This window comes from Tenacibaculum soleae (assembly GCF_030549005.1).
GTDB lineage: Bacteria > Bacteroidota > Bacteroidia > Flavobacteriales > Flavobacteriaceae > Polaribacter > Polaribacter soleae.
This window is the reverse complement of record NZ_JAUOSW010000003.1, coordinates 38,033-63,315: the sequence shown is the minus strand read 5'-3', so window position 1 is coordinate 63,315 and position 25,283 is coordinate 38,033. Positions and strand designations below refer to the sequence as shown.

General features: G+C 29.5%; 21 protein-coding genes. 14 read left to right on the top strand and 7 right to left on the bottom strand.

Features of this window, described 5'->3' with window-relative positions; all coding sequences use genetic code 11:
- The 4 genes from Q4586_RS04835 to Q4586_RS04820 all read left to right on the top strand — a co-directional run bounded on the left by Q4586_RS04835 (position 1) and on the right by Q4586_RS04820 (position 4,053).
- Positions 1 to 708, top strand: a complete 708-nt coding sequence (locus tag Q4586_RS04835; protein ID WP_068705321.1) for a hypothetical protein — start codon at positions 1 to 3, stop codon at positions 706 to 708.
- Positions 709 to 710: 2 nt separating this feature from the next.
- Positions 711 to 2,456: a PASTA domain-containing protein gene (locus Q4586_RS04830; RefSeq protein WP_303526839.1), complete on the top strand. Its 1,746-nt coding sequence runs from the start codon at positions 711 to 713 to the stop codon at positions 2,454 to 2,456.
- 4 nt (positions 2,457 to 2,460) lie between these two features.
- A complete protein-coding gene (locus Q4586_RS04825; protein WP_068705310.1) occupies positions 2,461 to 3,126 on the top strand; it encodes a hypothetical protein in 666 nt (221 codons plus the stop codon).
- A 144-nt stretch (positions 3,127 to 3,270) separates the two neighbouring features.
- On the top strand, positions 3,271 to 4,053 hold the full coding sequence (locus Q4586_RS04820; RefSeq protein WP_068705308.1) for an alpha/beta fold hydrolase: 783 nt from the start codon (positions 3,271 to 3,273) through the stop codon (positions 4,051 to 4,053).
- Here the strand turns inward: Q4586_RS04820 and Q4586_RS04815 are convergent.
- The 3 genes from Q4586_RS04815 to Q4586_RS04805 all read right to left on the bottom strand — a co-directional run bounded on the left by Q4586_RS04815 (position 4,050) and on the right by Q4586_RS04805 (position 12,244).
- On the bottom strand, positions 4,050 to 5,504 hold the full coding sequence (locus Q4586_RS04815) for an FAD-dependent monooxygenase (protein WP_303526836.1): 1,455 nt from the start codon (positions 5,502 to 5,504) through the stop codon (positions 4,050 to 4,052). The genes Q4586_RS04820 and Q4586_RS04815 overlap by 4 nt on opposite strands.
- Positions 5,505 to 6,533 carry a serine hydrolase domain-containing protein gene (locus tag Q4586_RS04810; protein ID WP_303527462.1) on the bottom strand — a complete coding sequence of 343 codons (1,029 nt, stop codon included), beginning with the start codon at positions 6,531 to 6,533 and terminating at the stop codon, positions 5,505 to 5,507.
- Positions 6,534 to 6,748: 215 nt separating this feature from the next.
- Entirely contained in the window at positions 6,749 to 12,244 is a 5,496-nt protein-coding gene (locus Q4586_RS04805; protein ID WP_303526834.1) for an alpha-2-macroglobulin family protein, read from the bottom strand.
- Positions 12,245 to 12,421: 177 nt separating this feature from the next.
- On the opposite strand from Q4586_RS04805, the gene Q4586_RS04800 reads away from it, so the two are divergent.
- Positions 12,422 to 13,003 (top strand): MiaE family protein, encoded by a 582-nt coding sequence (locus tag Q4586_RS04800; protein ID WP_271404923.1) that lies wholly within the window; start codon positions 12,422 to 12,424, stop codon positions 13,001 to 13,003.
- A complete protein-coding gene (locus Q4586_RS04795) occupies positions 13,003 to 13,440 on the top strand; it encodes a DUF4268 domain-containing protein (RefSeq protein WP_303526826.1) in 438 nt (145 codons plus the stop codon). Before Q4586_RS04800 ends, Q4586_RS04795 begins: the two co-directional genes overlap by 1 nt.
- Before the next feature lie 343 nt (positions 13,441 to 13,783).
- Here the strand turns inward: Q4586_RS04795 and Q4586_RS04790 are convergent, their stop codons facing one another.
- Both Q4586_RS04790 and ytxJ read right to left on the bottom strand, forming a co-directional pair.
- Positions 13,784 to 15,340, bottom strand: a complete 1,557-nt coding sequence (locus tag Q4586_RS04790) for a DEAD/DEAH box helicase (protein ID WP_068705298.1) — start codon at positions 15,338 to 15,340, stop codon at positions 13,784 to 13,786.
- 70 nt (positions 15,341 to 15,410) lie between these two features.
- Complete coding sequence (gene ytxJ / locus Q4586_RS04785) at positions 15,411 to 15,803, bottom strand: bacillithiol system redox-active protein YtxJ (protein WP_068705296.1); 393 nt, start codon at positions 15,801 to 15,803, stop codon at positions 15,411 to 15,413.
- 167 nt (positions 15,804 to 15,970) lie between these two features.
- Between ytxJ and clpB the strand changes: the two genes are divergently transcribed.
- Both clpB and Q4586_RS04775 read left to right on the top strand, forming a co-directional pair.
- Positions 15,971 to 18,574 carry an ATP-dependent chaperone ClpB gene (clpB, locus tag Q4586_RS04780; RefSeq protein ID WP_068705294.1) on the top strand — a complete coding sequence of 868 codons (2,604 nt, stop codon included), beginning with the start codon at positions 15,971 to 15,973 and terminating at the stop codon, positions 18,572 to 18,574.
- An 86-nt stretch (positions 18,575 to 18,660) separates the two neighbouring features.
- Positions 18,661 to 19,173, top strand: a complete 513-nt coding sequence (locus tag Q4586_RS04775; RefSeq protein WP_068705292.1) for a SixA phosphatase family protein — start codon at positions 18,661 to 18,663, stop codon at positions 19,171 to 19,173.
- Positions 19,174 to 19,199: 26 nt separating this feature from the next.
- On the opposite strand, the gene Q4586_RS04770 is transcribed toward Q4586_RS04775, so the two are convergent.
- Positions 19,200 to 19,931: a DUF6503 family protein gene (locus Q4586_RS04770; protein ID WP_068705290.1), complete on the bottom strand. Its 732-nt coding sequence runs from the start codon at positions 19,929 to 19,931 to the stop codon at positions 19,200 to 19,202.
- A gap of 202 nt (positions 19,932 to 20,133) precedes the next feature.
- Here Q4586_RS04770 and smpB point away from each other — a divergent pair, with 202 nt between their 5' ends.
- From smpB to Q4586_RS04745, 5 genes are all read left to right on the top strand, one after another.
- Positions 20,134 to 20,592, top strand: a complete 459-nt coding sequence (gene smpB / locus Q4586_RS04765; RefSeq protein ID WP_068705288.1) for an SsrA-binding protein SmpB — start codon at positions 20,134 to 20,136, stop codon at positions 20,590 to 20,592.
- Between the two features lie 2 nt (positions 20,593 to 20,594).
- Positions 20,595 to 21,485, top strand: coding sequence for a UbiA family prenyltransferase (locus tag Q4586_RS04760; RefSeq protein ID WP_303526816.1), 891 nt, complete (start codon positions 20,595 to 20,597; stop codon positions 21,483 to 21,485).
- On the top strand, positions 21,475 to 22,056 hold the full coding sequence (locus tag Q4586_RS04755) for a Maf family nucleotide pyrophosphatase (RefSeq protein ID WP_303526814.1): 582 nt from the start codon (positions 21,475 to 21,477) through the stop codon (positions 22,054 to 22,056). Before Q4586_RS04760 ends, Q4586_RS04755 begins: the two co-directional genes overlap by 11 nt.
- 55 nt (positions 22,057 to 22,111) lie before the next feature.
- Positions 22,112 to 23,062: a transketolase family protein gene (locus tag Q4586_RS04750; protein ID WP_303526812.1), complete on the top strand. Its 951-nt coding sequence runs from the start codon at positions 22,112 to 22,114 to the stop codon at positions 23,060 to 23,062.
- Positions 23,063 to 23,180: 118 nt separating this feature from the next.
- Positions 23,181 to 23,822 (top strand): outer membrane beta-barrel protein, encoded by a 642-nt coding sequence (locus Q4586_RS04745; protein WP_303526810.1) that lies wholly within the window; start codon positions 23,181 to 23,183, stop codon positions 23,820 to 23,822.
- Positions 23,823 to 23,890: 68 nt separating this feature from the next.
- Here Q4586_RS04745 and Q4586_RS04740 read toward each other — a convergent pair whose 3' ends face one another.
- The gene (locus Q4586_RS04740; protein WP_068705272.1) at positions 23,891 to 24,796 is read right to left on the bottom strand and encodes an FKBP-type peptidyl-prolyl cis-trans isomerase; all 906 of its coding nucleotides are present in this window, start codon (positions 24,794 to 24,796) and stop codon (positions 23,891 to 23,893) included.
- 79 nt (positions 24,797 to 24,875) lie between these two features.
- Here Q4586_RS04740 and Q4586_RS04735 point away from each other — a divergent pair, with 79 nt between their 5' ends.
- Positions 24,876 to 25,265, top strand: coding sequence for an RNA-binding S4 domain-containing protein (locus Q4586_RS04735; RefSeq protein ID WP_068705270.1), 390 nt, complete (start codon positions 24,876 to 24,878; stop codon positions 25,263 to 25,265).
- The last annotated feature ends 18 nt before the right edge of the window (positions 25,266 to 25,283 follow it).

The window sequence follows — 25,283 nt, the reverse complement described above, 5'->3', positions numbered from 1 at the left end:
ATGAGCACACAAAATACATCTATTACCTTAAAAGAAATACTACTCGGAATTTCAGAAAGCTTAAATGAAGCGCAACATCAGTTGCGTAATGCTGCTCCTTATGATGAATATGGACGTCCGAATACTTTATATACCTTGCCATATTTAGATTTTACCTTACAGGTAGAAACCGAATTAGAAACATCCTCTACAACCGATGGAACTTATAATCAAAGTAAAGGTTATGGTAAATATTCAATGGCGGAAATGCCATATTCACCAGCTCCTATGATGACTTATCGTCCAGTAAATAAAACAACTAGCGCTACTGAATCCGATAAAATAACCAGCAGTATTTCTGGTCGTTTTGTTGCTATTGCCCCTAATGATGGTTTGCCTCAATTAATTATTGAAGCAATTCCTAAACAAACCAATACTTCTAATATTTACGATATTGAAGTTGCTATTTTTAATTCTGCTGGTGAGAAAATTCCGGGTGCTTTAGTAGAATTTAATTATAACAGAGATAAAACCATTTTATTAAATACAAACAGCGTTTTAAATCACAATACAAACTTTGTAAAACAAGGAGAAGTTATTACAGATATTAACGGAATTGCTGTAAATACAATTCAAATAGACACAACAGATTATAATGCTAAAAACACCATACAAATTGATATTAATGTGGGAACTGTTTTTACTAAAATATCAATTCAAAAACACTAATTATGGCTACAAAATACCGCTCTTTACTTTTTAAATGCGACTTAATAGCAGCTAATAATACTGCTTTAAAAGCTTATACTTTAGATATAGAGTTTTTAGATATTGAAAACAAAACTTGGAGAAAACTTGTTACGAGGATTGAAACAAAAAAAGGATTATTATCTCATACATATGAAATTCCTGTTCGACTTGCTAAAGAGGAATTGATTACTAGACTTGTACGAGATTGCATGAGCGAAGGAAGTTTACCAATGTTTAGAATTGTAAAATCTAACCAGAAAAAAACTTTAATTATTTCTGAAGCTCCTACTATCTTTTTTGATGAGGATAATTTACAAATCGCTATTGATTTTCAGAAACTTTGGCTTTTAGATGAATCTTTATTTATCAAAAAAAATAATTCAATAATTATTGCCTCTCCTATTTATTTATATGGTTTTCAAAAAGGTTTTTTAATATTAGAAGAAGAAAACAGAAAACTAAACACCTTAACAAAGCAGCAAGAAATCGACCTTAAAAAGGTTAATGAAAAACATGATAGTCAACTTAAAAAACTTCACGAACATTTAAATGAACATGAAGAAACTGAGTCATTATTAAAGCAATCTTTAGATAATAGTCTTAATGAAATTGCAGATTTAAAAGAACAGCTAAATAACGCTCATAAAGATGATACTTCTCCAGAAGTTAAGCTACTAATAAAAAAGTTAGAGGATAAAACCAATGAAATTGAATCTCTTTTAAAAAAATTAAATAACCAAAACGAAAAATTGATTGATTTACAAGAAGAAATTGAAATTTTAAAATCTTCTGAAGTAACTAAAGATGAACTTACTATTCGTGTTAAAGAATTAGAAAAATTAGTTGCTAATTACGAAGAAAAAACAGCGATAATACAATACAATTTAACTGAGAAAAGTCAAGAAATAGAAATGTTAAAAAAAGAAATATCAATATTAAAAAATGATACTTCTAAAACTGATAAACTTAAAAAAGTCCTATTAGAAAAAACAAACACTATTAAGGATTTACAAAAAACTCAAAATGAACTTATAAAAGAAAAACAATCGATTTTTTTAGAAGTTAAAAAAACAAAAAACGATTTACAAACACAACAAAACTCTATTGATGATTTAGTTGAAAAAGTAAAAATATCACAACAACTTGTTTCTGAAAAAAACAATGAAATAGCTACACTTACTCAAAACACAGCGGTAAAAGAAATTGAAATTTCTAAACTAGAAACCAAAGTAACCGAAATACAAAGTTATGTTGATGCTGAGAATCCGAATAAATTAGATGCTAAAAAAGTATATAGTAGTATTATAAATGATATTACAATTGCTGATGCAGAAATGGACAACTCTAGATTCAAAATGGCAAACATTTCATTAAACTTAAAAGCTACGGTAGAAAAAGGACCTCAAGGCACTTTATTTGGTTTGGTTGATTTTGAATCTGCGAAAGATATTAATGCCGCTGCAATTAGTGATATAAGTATTGATATTGTTCCGAATACAACCAGTATAAAATCAAAAAATACGGTTCCGAATATTATAGGGCTTACAGAAACAGCTGCAAGAAAAATCATCACAAATTATGGGCTAAAATTAGATGTGGTTTACCAGCCAACAGATAATCCTAAATTTATAGAAGGACAAGCAATTAAACAAATACCAGAAGTAGGGTCGGAAATAATTCAAGGACAAGAAGTAATTGTAATTTTTGCTAAACCATTAAAAAACTAAAAACATGTCAAACAATTCAAATGATTATTTAAAAGATGCTTTTGCTGCACCTTTAGGAGATTTTATAGCTTCTATTGGCGAGGGTGTTGGTGAAGCACAAGCCGCATTAGACAAAGGCTCATTAAGGCAAACCTTAGAAATTTATAATTCAGATCCTGATAATGCAGAAACATCATTAAAGTTACTCCGCGAAATTGGATATCAACCTACCTTTTACACAATTCCAAAAACAACGGCAAAAGCTAAAATATCATTATCCTTATCACAACAATCATCTAGTGTTTTAAATAAAGGAAAAGCTTTTCGCACCAAAATGTATGCAACACCTGTAAATGCTACGAATACTAATAAATACAATATGAATTTAAACGCAAGTGCCGAAATTCAGTTTGATATTATGCCTGTGCCTCCTTCTGATACTCAAATTATACGTTTTTTACCTGATTTTATAAATTCAACGGTAAAAGATACTAATGGAAACTTTATAAAAAGAACATTTGCTGAGATAAAGGTTTTATTAAATGAATACAATTTAAATTATGCTTTTGGTGAAAATGTAAAAGAAAGTGAATTGCAAGACGAATCAACTTTTTCTGAACAAAAACCTGCTTATATACCTGGAAGTACACAAATTATTCGTGCTGATACAATCATCACTTTCAATATATAAATTAACTTAATAATAACTCATTACAGTAAGAACCTTAACACAGGTTCTTACTGCAATTTTAAAGAATTATTTTAAAAAGGCATTAAACTAAGATTCTAAGTTTTTAATTAATTATTTTTGCTCGGATTTATAAACATCTATAATTTGTTAAATTATTATTCTTACAAACATGCTGTTTCTACCCAATGGGTAACATTTGTACATGGTGCTGGTGGTAGTAGCACTATTTGGTACAAACAACTTCGTGATTTTAAAAAACATTTTAATGTTTTAATTGTTGATTTACGCGGTCATGGAGATAGTAAATCAGTTATAAAATCACCATTTAATCAAAAATACACATTTGATGCTATTACTGACGATATTGTAGAGGTTATTGATTATTTACAGATAAAAAAATCGCATTTTGTTGGTATTTCTTTGGGTACTATTTTAATTAGAAACTTAGCTGAAAAGAAACCAAGTTTAGTGAGTAGTATGATTATGGGAGGTGCTATTATTAAATTTAATTTACGCTCTCGTTTTTTAATTTTTGTTGGTAACTTATTCAAATCAATAGTGCCATATATGCTATTATACAAGCTTTTTGCTTTTATAATTATGCCTAAAAAAAATCATAAAAAATCGCGATTACTTTTTGTTAACGAAGCTAAAAAACTTTATCAAAAAGAGTTTTTGCGTTGGTTTAAATTAACTTCTGAAATTAATCCGCTTTTGCGATTATTTAGAATGAAAGATTTAAAAATACCAACGCTATATATTATGGGAGATGAAGACCACTTGTTTTTACCTGCTATTAAAAATGTGGTTGAAAAACATGTAAACGCTTCTTTAGTAGTTTTAAAAAAATGTGGTCATGTAGTTAATGTAGAAAAGGCATCCTTATTTAACAGCAAAACAATTAGCTATATCAATTCTATTTCCTAAGTATTTTTATTTATAAATTGTCGTCTTGGGCCATTCATTTCTTGAAGCACATCTTTAGAATGTAAAAATTTTACAGCCTCTGCAGATCCTTGTACTTTTGATGCACTACGCGTTATCATTTCTATTTCAAAATCAGTTAATACACTTTCTCTTATTCCTATTTTTCTCCATTCTGATAAAGGTCTACATCCTTTAGATATTCCTCTAGCCAAGGCCAGGGCATCTAATAAAGCCTGATTAGCTCCTTGCCCTTTAAACGGACTCATAGGATGTGCTGCATCACCAATTAATGTTACTTTTTTTGCTTTGGATAACAACTCTGGTTTTAATAATTCTCTATCATACACCGGATATCCTGAAATATTACTTTCATCTGTAGCTGCTAAAATTTGTGGAATAGGATTGTGCCACGGAGTTCTACGACAAGCTTCATCTTTAAGTGCTTTAGGTCCTTTTTCGCTTAATTGTTTTGCAGCTTGTTCTGATATCGGAAAACTTAGTTGCCACATAACAGCATCTGATGTAAAAGGCATCATATAAATACGTTCATTACCATTCGCTGTTTGAAATACAGTAGCAGAATCTAACAAAGAATTATCACTATTTTTAATATCTTTTAAAGGACAAATACCTAATATCACAATACAACCTAAATAACGTAATGGCGTAATATCATCACCTATTAAAAGTTTACGAACAGTACTTCTAATTCCGTCTGCACCTACTACCAAATCTGCTTTTTCTTTTTTAATTTCTCCATCAACTTTAAAACTCAACGTTACTGATTCATCTTCAGATTCCTTAAAATTTATTAATTGATGTCCCCATTTTACAGATTTAGTATCCCCTAATTGTGCTAGTAATTCAAATCGTAAAGACTGTCTGGCGATGTGTATATTTGTTCGTTTCGAAGTTTTTTTAACATTAGAATCTATCCATTTTCTCATACCCCATTCTCCGATAACTTTTCCTTCGGGATTATGAACTACATGTTTTGTTGAAACAACACCTTCTTTCAGTTTAAAAATACCCAACCCTTTAATAGCATTGCTAGCTTGTTGCAAGGTAAGTCCGTAACCTTGTGATCTAGAATTAAAACTAGCATCACGTTCATAAAGTGTAAACGGAATATTACGATGCAAACACGCAACAGCAAGTGCTACACCACCAATACCTCCGCCAATTATAGCTACATGTGGATAATTCTCTATATCTGCTATAGGATATTTGTCAACCGCTAATAATCCTGAACCATTACATTTTAAACAAGCCTGTTGTACTGCCTTTGGGCGAATAGGGGCTACTTTTTGTTTATCGGATTTTTCATATGCATCCAATGTCGCTTCATAAGCAAGTTGTACATTTTTACGCACTCTTTTACTTTTTTTACCTTGCCCTTGACATTCTTTACAAATCGTAAAACTTGATGTACAATTTTTATCCGTTTTCAATTATTTATTGTTTTCTAATATTTTTACAATACGATTAATTATAATTTGTGATAAATTCCATTGATACCCTCTAAAATCAGTCGTATTTATAAATTGAACAACAACCGTATCAATATCTTTATGATATTCTGCCAAACTTTGATAACCAGGAACTAAACCACCATGTTCATATTCGTAAATAGAAGTGTATATTTCTTGTTCTCCATCCTTAAATACCGAACCATCGTTTAATGCTCGTAAAAAAACACCTACATCTTCTGCGGTAGCAAACATACCGTCATATGCTGTTTTTTGGTCTTCATCATAACCAACATAATAACCACTCATTATATCATTTAAATTTACTTCACTATGAGAACTAAATGTATTTTTAAGATTAAGTGGCTCTAAAATTTCTTCTTTAATATATTGATTATGGCTATAACCTACCACTTTATCAATAAGAACTCTAAGTAGTAAATAATTGGTGTTTGAATATTCGTAATCTTCATCAGGTTTAAAGTTGGCAGGTAAATCTAAAACTAAGTCAAGTGCTTTCTCATATGTTTTTGTTGGGTTTTCCCAATAACCATATTCAGTATAATTAGGAATACCACTTCGATGCTGAACTAATAATCGTATCGTAATATTTTCTACATTTTCAATTCTCCCTACCAATTCTGGAAAATAATCAGCTACAGTTTTATCTAAAGATAATCGTTTGTTTTTTACTAATTTAGTGATAGCAACAGCAACATATAGCTTACTTATACTACCAATATTAAATAACGATTTATGATCCGCTGGTATTTTATTTGCTCTATTTTTCCAACCTCCAGTATAAAACGCGGGTGGTTTTCCTGCTTCATCTACATAAACAATCATTCCGTCTAACCCATAATTAATAGCTTCGTTTACTTGCTCTTGAACTGTATTTGGTAACGGTTTTATCCATGCCTTTACTAAAACCCAAGGCACAAAAGCCAAAGAACAAATACTTGCAATAATGAATACTATTTTAAAAAATTGTTTTATTTGTTTATTTACCATCATTTTTATTTTTTCAATATGCATTTAACGATTCAAAATTCTGATAATAAATTCGTTTATTATATTTTTAATTTCTGAACTGTTACTTTTTAATGATGGATTGTTTGCAATAATAGCTTCGCTACCAACATACTTTTTATAAAAAAAACACTTTTCTATATAATTTAAAATAAGAAGCCTCATATTAAAGAACTTCTTATTTAAGACTATTAAAATTACTTCACTACCTTAATCCATTCGCCTTTTGTTCTAGCTATATAATCATTATCATACATCGCCGCTACTTGAACTCCTGGCAAATAATAGGTTCCTAAATACGAGGCATTTAATAACACTCTAAACGTTTTGCTCTCATACTTTTTAAGTGTAAAATAATTACTAATACTAGCATCCCGAATATCCGTAAAATCTACTTGAGATGATGTTGTATTATTTCCAAAATCAGTAAAACGAGTATTTATAATTTCCCATCCTGAAGGAATAAACTGTGTTAACGCCACGTTTTCTACGTTATCATTTGTTGTATTTTTTACGGTAACTTCTGCCACAAAATTGGTTCCTTGCGATAAATTACTTGGTATTATACGATTGCCATCTTTTGTTTTGTAAATAATTGTTGTTTCTAAATTATTTTGAAATACCTTTTCTTCTCCGACAGGCAAAATTCCTTTGTTAAAAACACGTACATAAAGTACTCCGCTATTTTTATTCGCTATTTTAAAAGTGTTTTCTTTAGTGATATCTTCAATATCTTCGGCATACAATGCTTTTGATATTTCAATATTTTTAGAATTTTTATTTAAAGTATAACTCGCTTTAATTCCTGTACTACCACCGTTTTGCAACGCATATTTGCTCATCGCTAATAAACTATAAGCTGTTGTTTGTGTGCTCATCCATTTATTGCTAGATAAACTTTCAGCAATTTCTTTTGCTAATTTAATAGCTTTTGTTTCCTCTTTTAACAATGTATAAGTAGCTAATGCCATGGCTTTATTACGGGTTTCAGATCCGTAATTAGAATAACGTCGTTTATTGTAATCATTTGCCGTTAAACCATTTAAAATTCCTTTTGCAATTGACTGTTTACCAATCAACGCATAGGCACTTGCCAATCGCATTTTTGCTTCGTTAGAAATCCCTTTTGTTTCTCGTAAACGATTCATCGAAGCAATATCTGCACTGCTTGCCAAACTTAATGTATAGAGTCTGTATGCTTGTGATAAAGCGTTGTTGTAATATGACGAATTATTACGCCAATTACGTGCTTGCTGTTTTTGGTAACCAATCCATTTTGATTTAAATCCTATTGGTAAAGCATATCCTTTTTTAGCTGCTTCAATCATAAAATGACCTGCGTATGAAGTTCCCCAACTATTTGCTTTTCCGTTTCCTTGCCAATACGACAATCCGCCACTTGAAACTTGAAAATCAGATAAACGCTGAATCGTAGCTTTTATATTTCGCTCTATGTCTTGTTTTTTCTCTTCGGATAATTCAAAAATTTCAGCTAAATATAACTGCGGAAAAGCACTAGAGGTTGTTTGCTCTACACAACCGTGTGGATATTGAATTAAATATCCCATACGTTTGGTAAAGTTCATTGGTGGCAATGTAGATAATTCGATACTTGCTGTATTAGTACCTTTTGTACCAAAGGTGGTAAAATTAAGCTCCTTTGCCTCGTTTGATTTTAATACTAAATCTTTTACCTCTGTGGTTACAGGATTCGGATTTAAAACATCTATTTCTACTTCGTAGGATGCTTTTTCGCGACCAGAAAGGGCATCAATTTTTACTTTTCCTATTCCTTTAAAATCATTTACTTTTAAGGTGAAATAAGCCATCTTTTCATCTGGTTGGTTAAATGATAAAGTTTGAGTCTTATCGCCCACAATTGTAAATGATTCATTTGGTTGTACTGTAACTTTCACCTTTTTTACTGAAGGTAACATTGCAAAAACAGTTACTGGTAAAGTTACGGTTTCTTGTGGGGTAATTTTTCGTGGTAATGATGCTAAAATCATCACAGGTTTACGTACAAAAGCAGTTTTTTCGTCACTACCGTAGGCATCATTTTTAGCATCCGTTGCTACCACCATCGCTCGTACAGAACCTACATATTTAGGTATTCTTATTTGATGCTCTTTTGTAGCTCCTTTTGTTAAGTTAAACGGTCCTAAATAAGTTACCATTGGTTTAAAACGATTGGCTTTTTTATTTTTACTTCCTGCTTCGGCTTCATCACCACCAATACTTAATATCTGGTTTACTTTTCCGCCATAGGCGCCAATTACATCATCAAAAACATCCCAAGTTTTTACACCTAATGATTGACGCGCGTAAAAAGTGTTCCAAGGATTAGGAGTTTTAAAACGTGTTAAATCTAACAATCCATCATCAACCAAAGCAATTGTATAGGTCATTGCCTTTCCGTTTTTCTCTTTTACTTTAATTTTAGCTATTGACTCAGGCCTTAACTCCTCTGCTAAGTCGATTTTTGGTGCTAATTTTGTTGCGGGATCATTTACCAACATGGGTATAGAACCATACATACGAATTGGTAAATCGTTGGCTGTTTGACTGTGTTTTTGTAATAACGAGATGTTTACAAATACGTTGGGTGTATAATTTTCCAAAACTGGAAATTTAAATTCTGTTTGTTTTGCTGTGGTAGCTACCCAAAAATGATTTAATACTTCGGTTCCGTTTTCAATTGTAATTAATGCTCTTCCTCCTTGTGAAGATGGAAATTTTACCGTAGCGGTTTCATTTACTTCGTATGATTCTTTATCAGTAGTAAAAACCAACATCGTGGCATTGGTTTTGTCTTGACTTCCTTTTTTCTTTCCATACCAAGATGGCCAATCGAAATAAGCAATATTCGAAGTAACATGCTTACTTTTTTTATCAATAACTTTTATAAGGTAACGTCCCCAGTCGTTTTCACTAATTTTCAAATCAAACGAACCTTTACCATTGGTATTTGTTTTTACTTGTAATGTTTTATAACTTTGATGATAACGAGTACCATCATAACTAGAAAGTCCATTATCAGTAGTACTCCACCACCAACGCCATGATAATTTATAAACCTTTACTTCTAAATCATTCGTAACTCCTACTCCATTTTCAGTAACTGTTGCTACATTAAACGTATATTTTTCATCCGTAAATAAATAATTTTTAGATTGTTGTTCAGTTGCATTTAATAACCCAACATAAGTTTTATATGGAGATACTTTTTTAGAAAAAACATCGGTACTAAAATCGCCACCATTTTCATAAACTTTGGTAATAAAACTAGCTTTTAACATTCCCGGAGCTTTTTTATCTAACCTTGGTTTTGTCGAAAAATTTGTTTTTCCTTCGTTGTCTAAATTTCCTTTTAATACTTTAAATTCTTCTGTACCAAACCTACGCGTAACATCATCAAAATTATAATTTTTAAAATTTTCGAATACTGTTTTCGATTGTGTAAACTTACCGTTAATGTCTAATTTTAAATTTCTAGCAATTGCTCCGTGTAACCATTTTACATCAACATTTCCTTCAATTTGTGTATCAGCTTTTATAAAATCAGCTTTGGTTTTAAGTTTTATTTTTAAACGGTTTGGTTTTATTGTTTCTATTTTAAGTGTTTTATTAAAAACAGCGCCACCAACACTTACTCTTAATTTCCAATTTCCGGTAACGGCATCTTGTTTTGTTTTTGGCGCATACGCATACACATTATTTGTATTCTTAAAAAGTACCTTTCTTTCTATTATTTTTCCCTGCGGATTAAGTAGTTCAAATTTAATAGGATGATTATCTGGTATCGGATTCGCATTATCATTTAACACAAAAGTTAAAAATAAGTTATCACCTGGACGCCAAACACCACGTTCGCCATAAACATATCCTTTAATTCCTTTTTGTAATTTTGATCCTGAAACATCAAACTTACTCATAGAAAGTGCGTTTCCGTCATTTAATTTAATGTAAGTTGTGTTTTTATTTTTGGTAATTACAGCAAAAAAAGCATTTTTAATTCCATCAAAATTAGCAATTCCGTCTTTATTTGTTGTTGCATTTACAATAGGCTGTTGTTGGAAATTATATAGCGTTACCGTAGCACCTGCAACAGCTTCGGTTGTTAATAAATTAGTTACCGCTATAAAAATAGCGTTGTTATTACCTCTTTTTACGATTGCGCCTAAATTTGTAGCTAAAATATTAGTACTTTTATTTTTATTATAATAGTAAGAAGTTGAGCATGGATTATCTCTTTCATTCCATCGATAGCTATAATAGTAGTCATTATTATAATAATTAGGATTGTCGTACTGTTTGGTATCTATTTCTTTTTTACCATAAATAATTGTACTATTATTAATCTTTTCATCACAAGAATAATTAGAATATTGTTGATTGAAAGAAAAATCAACTCGGTACATTGCACCATCTTCAATTGTTAAAATTTCAGCCAAATCAATTGCAAAGGCATTTTCTTTGGTTAAATCAACCCCTTGATTGGTAAGATTTACTGTATATTTAGCTTCAGGGCGCCCAACATAACGCAAATTACCTTGATTACTTAGGTTATTACTCTGTAAAAACTGTAATACATTATCCTTATAAATTTTAAAAACCGTTACATCAACAGCTTTTAAATTAACTGCATTAAAATTAATCTTAAGGTTTTTTGAGTTTGGTAAAATAGTTCCACTTTTTATAAAGCTTACCGAAGGTTTTAATTGTTGAAAATGTAGAGTTTTACTAAATGATTCTTTTAATTTATAATTTTCGGTATTTTTTATTCCTTTAAATATTTCAATATTCACCTTGTTTTTAAAAGATGATTTCGGGTAAACTGTTACTATATTATTAGCAATATTGTAGGTGAAATTTCTTTTTTGTGTATTTTTAAACTGAATTAAGCCTTTTAAATCTTGTGATTTTTTTATTGGATCAGAAAAACTAATCTCTATCCGTTGTTTATCCGTATTAGCAACCTCTACATTTAAAACTTTAAAATTATTTTTTCCTGTAATGGTTAATTCTCGTGTACCTTTTGAGGCTGATTTTATTGCATCACCACTCCATGATACTTTTAAATTTTCATCATCAACAAATCGTTGTAAACTATCTATTTTAAAATATACTTTAGAAGCCAGGTTTTCAAAAGTTTGAAATTTAATGGCAGCTTTTTTTCCTTTATAAGCTAGCCTTACTATTTCTGCTAACTTTTCCTTCTCAATAACATCACTCGCTGTTAAAACACCTTCAACAAAATACCAATCTTTAGTATATACTTTTGGAGCTTGTAAAGCTATATTAAACAACAACTCTTTTGTTTTTACATTAATTGTAAAATCTTTTAAAGCAGGATCAATATTAGCATACAATTTAGCTAAATGAAGTGTAATTTTATATTCTTGATTACTCTCCAATTTTTCACTAGGCACAAAAGAAATAACATTATTATCTAATGTTACATTTCCTTTTACACTTGGTTTAATTGTTATCACATCATTAGTTACAGTCGCATTAATTTTTTTCTTTAAAAAAAAATCAAGTTTTGAAGTAACAGAAACCATTTTTTCTGGAAAAACAGCAATATATTCGTTATATGCATTTATATCTTTCTCTAATTCTGTATTTTTTTTACAAGCATTAGCAACAAATACCAGTATCAATAAAACAATTAATTTTATATTTTTTTTCATAGCAAAATATTTTTTGAAGTACTTCAAAGTTACCATTTTTATATTTTTTTCTTACTATTTTAAGAATCAATTCTATAAAAAATAAAATAGCAGCTATTTAAACTAAAAAATAAGGTTACTATTAGTTTCTTAAATGTAATAATCCTTAGTTTTGCAAACGATAAATGAATTTAGAATATGTTAGGATTACAATTTGAAACTAAAACCTCTTGGGCAGATATAGCCAAAGATAATTTGCAACAGATATTAACCGATCATGCTTTTTTAGAGCAAAAAGCGGCTTCAAATGCAGTATCTATAATTATAAATTACTCCGAAGAAACCGAGCTTGTACAAAGTATGAGCGAAATTGCCATTGAAGAAATGGAACATTTTAAAATGGTACATGACTTTATGGTAAAACGCGGAATGGTTTTAGGAAGAGAGCAAAAAAATGACTATGCTATTCAATTACAAAAATTTTTCACAAAAACTAAAGATAGAACCAATGCTTTGGTGCAACGTTTATTAATTGCTGCTTTAATTGAAGCGAGAAGTTGTGAACGTTTTAAAGTTTTTTCTGAAAATATGGAAGATGAAGAATTGTCAAAATTCTATAAAGATTTAATGATATCAGAAGCTAATCATTATACCGTTTTTTTGGGTTTTGCTCGTAAATATCAAGATAGAGAAATTGTAGATAAAAAATGGGATGATTTGGTTGCTTTTGAAGCAGAAATGATGAGAAATAGAGGAACGGCTGCTAAAGTACACGGATAATGTTTAGTAAACAAGAATCAGCACAATTACGTAAAGAGTTTTGGACTAGTTTTGGTAAATCATTTCCACGAAAATGGTTGTTATACAATACTAAAATAAAAGGATTTGCTTTTAAATTTCAGGCAGATCGTAAAAAAGCATCTGTTTGCTTAGATTTTGAGCATATTGATGAAGATGCTAACATATTATTATACGACCAGTTACTTTCTTTAAAAAAAATATTAGAAACCGAATATTTACCTGAAGTTATTTACCATGATAACTTTGAGCTTGATAATCGTAAAATTATCCGTCGTATATATGTTCCTTTTGATAAAAAATTTAGCATCCATAATAAAAATACATGGCGTGATTGCTACGAATTTTATGTAGCAACGATGACCCAATTTGAATTGTTTTTTTTCGAATACGAAGACTTTATAAAACAAGCTATCTAACTCAAAACAAAAGCGTTAAAATTAAAAACACTATCAATTATTTAAGCTATTTTAAAAAAAATTAGCACGTCTATCTTTACAAATCACAACACTATTAATCTAGATAAAAACTGATTTACAACAACAGTTGTTAACACTTAATTAAAAGTAAAGAAAAAAAATATTGAAGGAGATTTACGCATTTTAAAATCGCTGCTGAAAAAGACACTAATAACAAATAGTATTTCACCTGTAAATAAAAAAATCAGTAACTAGGTAGCTACTGATTTTTAATAGTTTCGTTTCAAATCTCCTAGTATTGAATTTAATATATAGGAGGTTTAATATTTATTAAATAATTGTTTTATTCTTCTTCTGGCGGTGGATGCCCATGAATTTGCTCATAAACTTCATCAAAATTAGCGCGTAAATATGAATTCAATTTTTTACGATAATCATCTTGTAACCAATCAATAAAATTATGAGTGCTTTTACAAATACATTTAGAATATCTATGTATTCTGTCATCTATTTCACCACCTAATTTTTTAGCTAAAATAAGCGCATCAAAAACATCTTCACTATTTTCAATACAAATTTTTGCATGGTGCACTATTGACTTTTCTAATACTTTTTTTGACGATTGTCCTGCTTGAATTGTATCAATATATACTTTTTTAACATCAAAATATAAATCTTCTGATTTTGAAAACTCTTCTTTTACATCTGCTGGCAATTCATATCTAAAGTCGTTTTCTATTTCTTCATCAGACAATAAATTATCTAAATAAAAATTAGGTGCTCTAAACATTTTATGCCAATCTAAATCAGCTCCCCAAGGGCCAAAACGATGAAAATTATTTCCTAAATCAATTACATTAAATTCAGATTTCCCTGGTAAAACACGCGACCCTCTACCAATCATTTGATAGTATAAGGTTAATGATTTTGTTGCTCTATTTAATATGATTGATTTCACTGAAGGTTCATCAAAACCAGTTGTTAAAATACTAACCGAAGTAATAATAGCATTGGGAGTTTTATGAAACCACTTTAAGATAAAATCACGTTCTTTTTTAGTGTTTGTATTATCTAAATGTGCTATTGGATAACCTGCTCTTTTAAAGGTATCATATACATGCAATGACGTATTAATTCCGTTATTAAAAATTAAAGTTTTAGTTCCTTTTGCTCGTTCTTCATAAGCTTGTAAAAGCTTAGATAACATATCGGTATTTGTATATAAGTCTTCAGAAGATTTTACGGTATAATCTCCATTTGCTCCAATTTCTAAAGACGTTAAACCAACATTATATGAAAAAACATTTGCTCTTGCTAAATATTCATTCTGAATTAAAGTTCCAATACTTTCACCTGCAATTAAATCGTCATAATTGTCTTTCATTGGTAATTTAATATTCGAACTCAACGGAGTTGCTGTAACCCCAAGTACAAACGATTTATCAAAAAACTTAAATAATTTTGTAAATGAATTGTAATGTGCCTCATCTATGATAACTAAACCAACATCAGAAATATCTAACATATCGTCATTTAAACGATTGTTAAGTGTTTCAACCATGGCTACAAAACAGTCGTATTGCCCTTGATCATCTAAACTAGCTTTGCTATCAATAATTTTATTTTCTACACCAAACTCGCCTAACATTTTAGCAGTTTGTTTACATAACTCAATTCGGTGTGTCATTATTAACACCTTTTTTTGGTAATGTTTGATGTATTGACGGGTAATTTCAGAAAAAATTACTGTTTTACCTCCTCCCGTTGGTAATTGATATAATAAATGATAATTCTCAGGAGCATTTTCAAAACTTTTAAAAATTTTAAAAAGTGCTTCTTTCTGATAATCGTATAAATTTTTCCCTTTCGTTTCTTGTGTTGTTGTGATTTCGTCGCTCAATTTTATACTTTTTTGTAGTAAGCAAAAATACGACGTATTTAAGTAAAATTGGCTAAAATCCGTGACTTTTTTAGAATTCTCTTAAATCGATTCGAGCAATCTCATAATGAGAAGCATGTGCCACAACAGTACTATTTTTAATTACTAATAATTGTGGTGATTGATGCAAAACCTGAAACTCATACCCTATTTCATCAGAGATATCTCGATAAGAAAGTAAATCAAGATAGTATACTTTAAAGTCTTTTAAACTTTCATCAAAACTACTTACAAAACGTTTAATTACCATGCTACTAATTCCACATCGGGTAGAATGTTTAAAAATTGCTACAGCCTCATTTTTAGATTGCTCTTTTATCTTTTTTAATTGTTCTAAAGAAGTTAATGGAATCCAATTAATAAAAGATTCTTCTTTTTTTTCTTCCTGTTCTTTATTTCCAAATATTGAATTAAATATACCCATTAAATCTATTTTTAATATATGTCGATGTATGATAGCGAAACCTTACATCGAGTCAAAAAGTCAGTAAAAACATTAACTTTAAAGACACTTTGTCATTAATAAGTTGAATTTATTTAATGGTATTACTTTTGACTTTGATTGTTTGGAAAAGATAAACACTAAAAACAATGAATTTTAACAATTATACAATAAAATCACAAGAAACCATTCAACAAGCGCAACAATTAGCGCAAAGCAATGGAAATCAACAAATAGAAAATGAGCATATTTTTAAAGCTTTATTTATTGTTGATGAAAATGTACTTCCTTTTATTTTAAAGAAACTTAACCTTAATGTTGAAGTGATTCAACAAATTTTAGAAAAACAACTAGAAAGTTTTTCTAAAGTTACGGGGGGCGAATTAATGCTTTCTAGAGAAACCAACAAAACATTAAACGAAGCAAGTATTATTGCTAAAAAAATGGATGATGAGTACGTTTCTATTGAACATTTAATTTTAGCAATTTTCAAATCAAAAAGTCAAATAGCACAAGTTTTAAAAGATCAAGGTGTTAGCGAAAAAAATTTAAAATTAGCTATTGATGAGTTACGAAAAGGCGAAAGAGTTACCTCTCAAAGTGCCGAAGAAACCTATAACTCTTTAAATAAATATGCTAATAATTTAAATAAATTAGCACAAGACGGAAAATTAGACCCCGTAATTGGTCGTGATGAAGAAATTCGTCGATTACTCCAAATTTTATCTCGTAGAACAAAAAACAACCCCATTTTAGTTGGTGAACCCGGAACAGGTAAAACCGCCATTGCTGAAGGTTTAGCGCATAGAATTATTCGTGGTGATGTTCCTGAAAATTTAAAAGATAAAATTATTTACTCGTTAGATATGGGAGCCTTAATTGCTGGGGCTAAATTTAAGGGTGAATTTGAAGAACGCTTAAAAGCAGTTGTTAAAGAAGTAACTACATCTGAAGGAGATATTGTGTTATTTATTGATGAAATTCACACTTTAGTTGGTGCTGGTGGCGGACAAGGAGCTATGGATGCTGCCAATATATTAAAACCCGCTTTGGCGCGAGGTGAATTACGTGCTATTGGTGCTACAACCTTAGATGAGTATCAAAAATATTTTGAAAAAGATAAGGCTTTAGAACGTCGTTTTCAAAAAGTTATCGTTGATGAACCTGATACTGAAAGTGCTATTTCTATTCTTCGAGGAATTAAAGACAAATATGAAACACACCATAAAGTACGTATTAAAGATGAAGCTATTATTGGTGCGGTAGAATTATCACAACGTTATATTACCAATCGGTTTTTACCAGATAAAGCTATCGATTTAATGGATGAAGCTGCTGCAAAATTACGAATGGAAATTAATTCGAAACCAGAAGAATTAGATGTTTTAGATCGTAAAATAATGCAATTAGAGATTGAAATTGAAGCTATAAAACGTGAAAATGACGAAACTAAATTAAAATCATTAAATGCCGATTTAGCTAATTTTAAAGAAGAACGTAATGATATTAACGCAAAATGGCAGTCAGAAAAAGCAGTTGTAGATACCATTCAGCAATTAAAAACGGATATTGAAAACTACAAACTAGAAGCTGATAAAGCAGAACGAAATGGTGATTATGGTAAAGTTGCTGAGTTACGCTATGGAAAAATAAAGGAAGCGCAAGAATTACTTGAAAAACAACAAGAAATTTTAGCAAACCAAAGCGAAAATGCCTTGATTAAAGAAGAGGTTACTTATGATAATATAGCTGAAGTTGTTGCTAAATGGACTGGTGTACCAGTAACAAAAATGTTACAATCAGAACGTGAAAAATTATTAAAATTAGAAGACGAATTACACAAAAGGGTCGTAGGACAAGAAGAGGCAATTGAAGCTGTTGCTGATGCTGTACGCCGTTCTAGGTCAGGATTGCAAAACCCTAATAAACCAATCGGAAGTTTCTTGTTTTTAGGAACTACAGGTGTTGGTAAAACAGAATTGGCAAAGGCACTAGCCGATTATTTATTTGATGATGAAAACGCCATGACTCGTATTGATATGAGTGAATATCAAGAGCGTCATTCAGTAAGCAGATTAGTTGGAGCGCCTCCTGGTTATGTTGGTTATGATGAAGGAGGGCAATTAACAGAAGCTGTTCGTAGAAAACCTTATTCTGTTATTTTATTAGATGAAATAGAAAAAGCGCATCCCGATACTTTTAACATCTTATTACAAGTATTAGATGAAGGTAGATTAACTGATAATAAAGGTCGTGTTGCTGATTTTAAAAACGCCATAATTATTATGACATCTAACATGGGGAGCCATATAATTCAAGAAAAATTCGATAATTTAAAAGGTGATATTGACACCACTATGGAACTTGCTAAAACTGAAGTTTTAGGTTTACTAAAACAAACCGTACGTCCTGAATTTATTAACCGAATTGATGACATCACCTTGTTTACCCCATTGTCAGAAAAGAACATTAAACAAATTGTAAAAATTCAATTAAATAATGTTAAAAGAATGATTGCTGAGCAAAACATCACTTTTGATGCTACGGACGAAGCTGTTGCTTATTTAGCCGTAAAAGGCTATCAACCAGAATTTGGTGCACGACCAGTAAAGCGTGTTATTCAAAAGGAAGTGTTAAACCAATTATCTAAAGAAATTTTAGCAGGAACTATATCAACAGATAGTATTATTTTATTAGATGCTTTTGATAATAAACTAGTTTTCAGAAATCAATCTGATTTAATAGAAAATTAGAAGTTAGTTTTATAGTTGATTCAAAGCGATGTTTAAAAGCATCGCTTTTTGTTTTTTAAGTATATTCGCTCTTATAAACATTTATTATGAAAAAATATATTTTCCTTTTGTTTTTAGCACTTTCAGTGTTTGGTTCTTGTAATTTTAAAGAAACAACTACAACTTACTACTTAATTCGTCATGCAGAAAAAGACAGAAGCGATGCAACAAACAGAAATCCAAATTTGAATAAAATAGGATTAAAACGCGCTGAGAACTGGAAGAATTATTTTAAAGATATTGATTTAGACGCTGTGTATTCAACCAATTATAACCGAACTCAGCAAACTGCTACTCCGACAGCAAAAAGTAAAAATTTAAAGATTTTAAGTTACGATCCTAGTAGTATGTTTAATGATGATTTTCAAAAAAACACCTTAGGTAAAACTGTTTTAATTGTTGGACATAGTAACACCACACCAGCTTTTGCTAATAAAATATTAAAATCAGAAATATACAAACAAATGGATGACAACGATAATGCTAGTTTATTTATGATTTCTTTTAAAACTTCACTTGATAAAAATAACACCCAAGTAAAAAGGCTAAAAATTGATTAACTTTTAGCCTGATTTTTGTTTTTTTTTTAAAATTTAATCTTGATGTTTTCTAACACAATTTCTGATAACTTTTTTAACTTACCTTCTTCATATAATTTATCTATAGTATTAAAATCTATATTTTTATCCATAGGCTTATAGTTATTATAATCTACAAAACGAATTCCGTTCACTAAGTTTTCTTTTTTAACATCTCTAAAACGAACACCGCCGCCGTTAGTATGATATTTATAGGCTAAATACTCTAAATAAAAAGTTTCTTTATTAAACCAATAAATAAAAACATCATCAAAATCATCCCCTCCACCATCTTCAGAAAAAGTTACTTGTATTTTATAATATTCTTTTCCTTTTATAATTACCGATTCTAATAGTTTTTTATGAACAGCATTATCGTTTAAACCTAAAGGTAAAATTGAAAAATAGTGTACTGAGTTTACAGAATTACGATAAATATTTTCTTTTTTTTCAGATAACGAGACCAAACTATCATTTACAAATCGTTGAAAATTACTGTTTGATAAAAGATCTTTTGTAACCACCGAGTCTTTTACCGTAGTTTTTGTAAATTCAAATTCCCCTTTTTTTCTTTTTGCTGTATAATTATTATTTCGAAAATTAAAAGAGAGTGTTGCATCTTTAATTTTATCTAAATTAGAATATTGAATAGATTTGTCAACAATTTGTTGAACAGTAAGTTTTTCTTTTTCAGGTTTACAGGAAACTACAAAAAGTAACATTAATATTAGATATCGCATATTATTTTATTTCAAATTTGAAATTCAAAATTACAAGAATATTAACATCAATCCTCATAATATTATGTTAATAAAAATAAAGTGTTTTTAGTTTAATTATTACCAATGTTACATTATTTTATACCAAAAAATAATTTTTTAAAACATAGTATACTATTTCTTTTTAGCTGAAAAATTATATGAGTATATTTGTTTATTACATATGCAAAAAAACATAAACATACAAAATAAGAAAGCTCGTTACGAATACGAGATTTTAGATAAATATACGGCTGGTATACAACTTACTGGTACAGAAATAAAATCAATAAGACTTAGCAAAGCTCGAATAACCGAAAGTTTTTGTGAATTTAATGATCAAGGAGAACTTTTTATCATCAATATGTATATTGAAGAGTATGCCTTTGGAAACCATTTTAACCATAAAACTACAAGTGAACGTCGTTTATTATTAAATAAGCGTGAGTTAAAAAAACTAGAAAGAGAAGTTGAAGCTAAAGGGAGTACTATTGTGCCACTTAAACTTTTTATTAATAAAGATGGTTGGGCTAAATTAGATATTGCTTTAGCTAAAGGAAAGAAAACGCATGACAAGCGTGAAACTATGAAAGATAGAGATAACAAAAGGGATTTAGCTAGAATTAAAAAAGATTTCAATTAGTAATGAAAATTTTAGAAATCTTTTTTAACGTTATTGAATGGAAAAGGCTTTTATATTTTTCTTTTATTATTTTTTTAGTAAAATATTGTTTTTTATATGGTTTTGGTTTTGAAACAACATTGTCTTTTGTTGACATAACAATATTTACATTTTCATGTATGCTTTTTTACATAAGCATCTATATTCTAAAACATTATTATCATAATAAAATTAGCATAAATTCACAAAACTTAAAAATAATTTCTTCTTTATGTCTTGTTTTAGGTTTTTTATCTGGTGTATGTTTATCTTTTAAAATTCAAAAACCATACTTTTCTTTTCTTTTTCTTTTTTGTGCTATTACAGCTATAGTTTTTTCAAAATATACTGAAAAAAACTCTTTTTTAAGTCATCTAATTAAATCTTTCCTTCTTCCTTTTACAATACTATGTGTTTGGGCTATTGATACTCCTATTAATTTGACAACAAATCAATGGAATATTTTTTTTAAACTTCAGTTTATTACAATGGTTTATCTATTATTATCATTTATAAGCACCTTAATTGAAGAAACTATTAAAGGTATTACAACTATAAATGAAGATAACTTAAACAAACGAAAGACAATGTCTATTCTTTTGGGTAGAAAAAGAGCTAAATCAGTTATATTAAGTATGATGTTTTTTTCAGCTATTTTAATTTTATTTCTAGCTTTTAGTCTTAAAAAATCAAAATACCTTTTTATTACAATAATACTTTCAAATTTGTTACCTCAAGTATATACAATGTATTTATTAACAAAAGCAACCACTAATAAAAGTTATAGATCGTTACTTAAAAGAATGAAAGCACTTCATGCTTTCGGTATCATGGGTGTTATTGCTATAGCTTACTACTTTAAATATGTTATCTGAAAAATTGATTAATTACAACGTAATTCTAGCCTCAAATTCACCAAGGAGACAAGAACTTATAAAAGACTTAAACATTCCTTTTATTATAAAAACAAAGGAAGTTGAAGAAATTTACCCAAACAATTTAAAAAAATCAGAAATAACCGATTTTCTTGCTATTTTAAAATCCAAACCATTCAAAGATGAGTTAACTGTTAAAGACTTATTAATTACATCAGACACGATTGTTTGGTCTAATAATAAAGCACTTGGTAAACCTAAAAATTATGATGAGGCTTTTAAAATGTTAGATGAATTATCTGAAAACACACATAAAGTAATTACATCTGTTTGCATATCAAGTAAAAATTTTCAAAAAGTTTTTAATGATACTACAACAGTTACCTTTAAAAAACTAACCAATTCTGAAATTGATTATTACGTAAACAACTACAAACCTTTTGACAAGGCAGGAGCTTATGGAATTCAAGAATGGATTGGAAAGATAGGAATAACCGAAATAGAAGGTAGTTATTTTAACGTTATGGGCTTCCCTGTTCATAAACTTTATAAAGAATTACTAAAATTGTAACGTTGTTTTTTTATAAAAGATTATTTTTGACACTTACAACACACAACAAATACTAATGAAAAAATACACGTATACCGAAAAAAAAGACACTAGATCTGGATTTGGTGATGGTTTAACTGAATTAGGAAAAACCAACCCTAATGTAGTAGCATTATGTGCAGATTTAACAGGTTCTTTAAAAATGGGAGATTTTAAAAACAATCATCCCGAACGTTTCTTTCAAATAGGAATTGCTGAAGCAAATATGATTGGTATTGCTGCAGGTTTAACTATTGGAGGTAAAATTCCATTTACAGGAACTTTTGCAAACTTCTCTACAGGTCGTGTATACGATCAAATTCGTCAATCAGTAGCCTATTCAGATAAAAATGTTAAAATTTGTGCATCTCATGCAGGGTTAACTCTTGGTGAAGACGGGGCTACTCATCAAATTTTAGAAGATATTGGATTGATGAAAATGTTGCCGGGCATGACAGTAATAAACACTTGTGACTACAGCCAAACCAAAGCAGCAACATTAGCTATCGCTGATTATGATGGACCTGTATATTTACGTTTTGGTAGACCTAAAGTACCAGTTTTCATGACTGATGAACCTTTTGAGATAGGTAAAGGAATAAAACTTACAGAAGGAAATGATGTGACAATTGTGGCAACAGGGCATTTAGTTTGGGAAGCTTTACAGGCTGCTGAACAATTAGAAACTAAAGGAATAACTGCTGAAGTAATAAACATTCATACCATTAAACCTTTAGATGAAGATATCATCTTAAAATCTATAGCAAAAACAGGCTGTATAGTAACTGCTGAAGAGCATAATAAATTTGGAGGTTTAGGTGAAAGCGTTGCTCGTTGTTTAGCAACAAACACTCCTACTCCTCAAGAATTTGTAGCTGTTAATGACAGTTTTGGAGAGTCTGCAACACCAGCTCAACTTATGGAAAAATATGAATTAAATGATAAGGCGATTATTAAAGCCGTAGAAAAAGTTATTTCAAGAAAATAATTTTACTTAAAAATAAAAAAAAGCATCATTTTGACTTAAAAATGATGCTTTTTTTTTGCTAAACACTCAATAAATTAACAAAAAGTAAGTTTTTAATAGTAGTCTAAAATAAGATATAATGAAAAAAATAATTTTATTAACACTTCTTTTTATAGGAGGAGTTCAATTGAGTCAAAGTCAAATACAATTTGGTATTAAAGGAGGGGTAAATTATAATTCGAAATCTATTACAAACGTAAGTAGTGACATTTTTAGTGGAGCAAAAAGTAAAACAGGTTTTCACGCTGGTATATGGACTAGAATAAAAATACCTGTTATTGGTTTGTACATTCAACCTGAACTCGTGTACACTCAATTAAATAATGATGTTACATATAAAACACAAACTTCTGGAATTGGTGGAATTGTTGTAAAAAATGTAGTTACAAGCTATGAATTTAGAAAAATAGACGTGCCTGTACTATTAGGTAAAAAGGTATTCGGTATGGGGCGCATTTTTGCTGGACCAACTTTTCAGTATGTCATAGATGGAGACTTTAGCATTAGTGATCTTAAAGATGTAAAATCGGATGGCTTTACCCTAGGAATGCAATTAGGTTTTGGTATTGATATAGGTAAAATAGGAATAGATGCTCGTTGGGAAAGAGCCTTTTCTGATACAGAATCTAACTTTACAAGAGATGTTCTTGGCGTATCAAACAAAACAACTTTTGATACGAGAGTAAATCAAATTATTATTGGTTTATCATATAGATTTTAATCCTACTAAAAATTAAGCATAAAAAAATCCGAAGCCAAAACTTCGGATTTTTTTATGCTTAAAATATTTTATTTTCTAATATCTCTATTCAAATAATCAGGAATAGTAGGTTTATTTGGGTCGCTAAAATCATTTCTAGGATCACCATCACCGTTTGCATCTTCATCTTTAGTTAAAACTCCATCTCCATCATCATCTGTATCTAAATAGTTAGGTATTCTATTTCCATTGGTATCATCATTTCTCGGATCTCCGTCACCATCAATATCTTCAGAGTAAGAAGGTACATTATCTTGATCATCATCAGTGTCTTTAACAAAATCCCATAACTCAAACGTAAACATTAAGTTTGAATTACCAGCAATACTTAACGTACCGCTATTTTTATATGCTAAACCCGATGGTATAAATAAGATTCCTTTACCTCCTTTGTCATATGTTATCGGCCCATTAGATGTTATATTATTACCTCCTTTAAAATGAGGAAAACCATATGTCCATCCCTTAATCACTTGAATTAAAGAAAACCATGCGGTATTTTTTTCAAAATCAACACTTAAACTATCCTTTTTTATTATAATTTGCCCTTTATATTTTACATATACAGAATCCATCATTTTTGGATAGCCTTTATCAACATCAGGAATACCTTGTTTTTTTAAATAATAATATAATTTATAATCTACATCATTATCTTTAACATCTTTTATATAAAGTTTAACATCAACACCTCCTTCATTTCCTTCTCTTTCTTCCCATAGTGATGGTGTTTGACCAGCATCAATTACTTTAACAGAATCTTTATCGGTATCATAGTAATTGTTTTTCAAAAAATTCACTATTGAATCATTATCAATAGGAGCTTGAGCAGCATGATCAAAGTTATCTACAGTATTGTTGTTATTATCGCTTCCGCAAGAATATAAAATAGTAGCTATTGCTATAGTATAAAATAAATGTTTAAATTTTATCATTTAATATCGAAATTTTAACGCGCAATTTACCATTTTTATACCTTTGTAAAAAACTAAAAGATAAATTTTAACTTTTTATATGAGAATCGATAAATATTTATGGTGTATTCGTTTATTTAAAACACGTAGCATAGCTACTGAAGCTTGTAAAAAAGGGCATGTTAAAATTGATGGCTCAAACTTAAAACCCTCAAAGGATATTTTTGGGAATGAAGAAATAACGATTAGAAAGAATCAAATTAACTATAAAATAAAAGTTTTAGACATACCACCTAACCGGGTAGGTGCAAAATTAGTTGATTTATATAGAAAAGATCTAACTCCAAAAGAAGAATTTGAAAGGACTGAACTATTGAAATACTCAAAAGATTATTACCGAAAAAAAGGAGCAGGAAGACCTACCAAAAAAGATCGTCGAGATATTGATGATTATAGTGGTGATTTTGAAGAAAATAATCTTAATTTGTAATACCTTTATCAAAAAAAA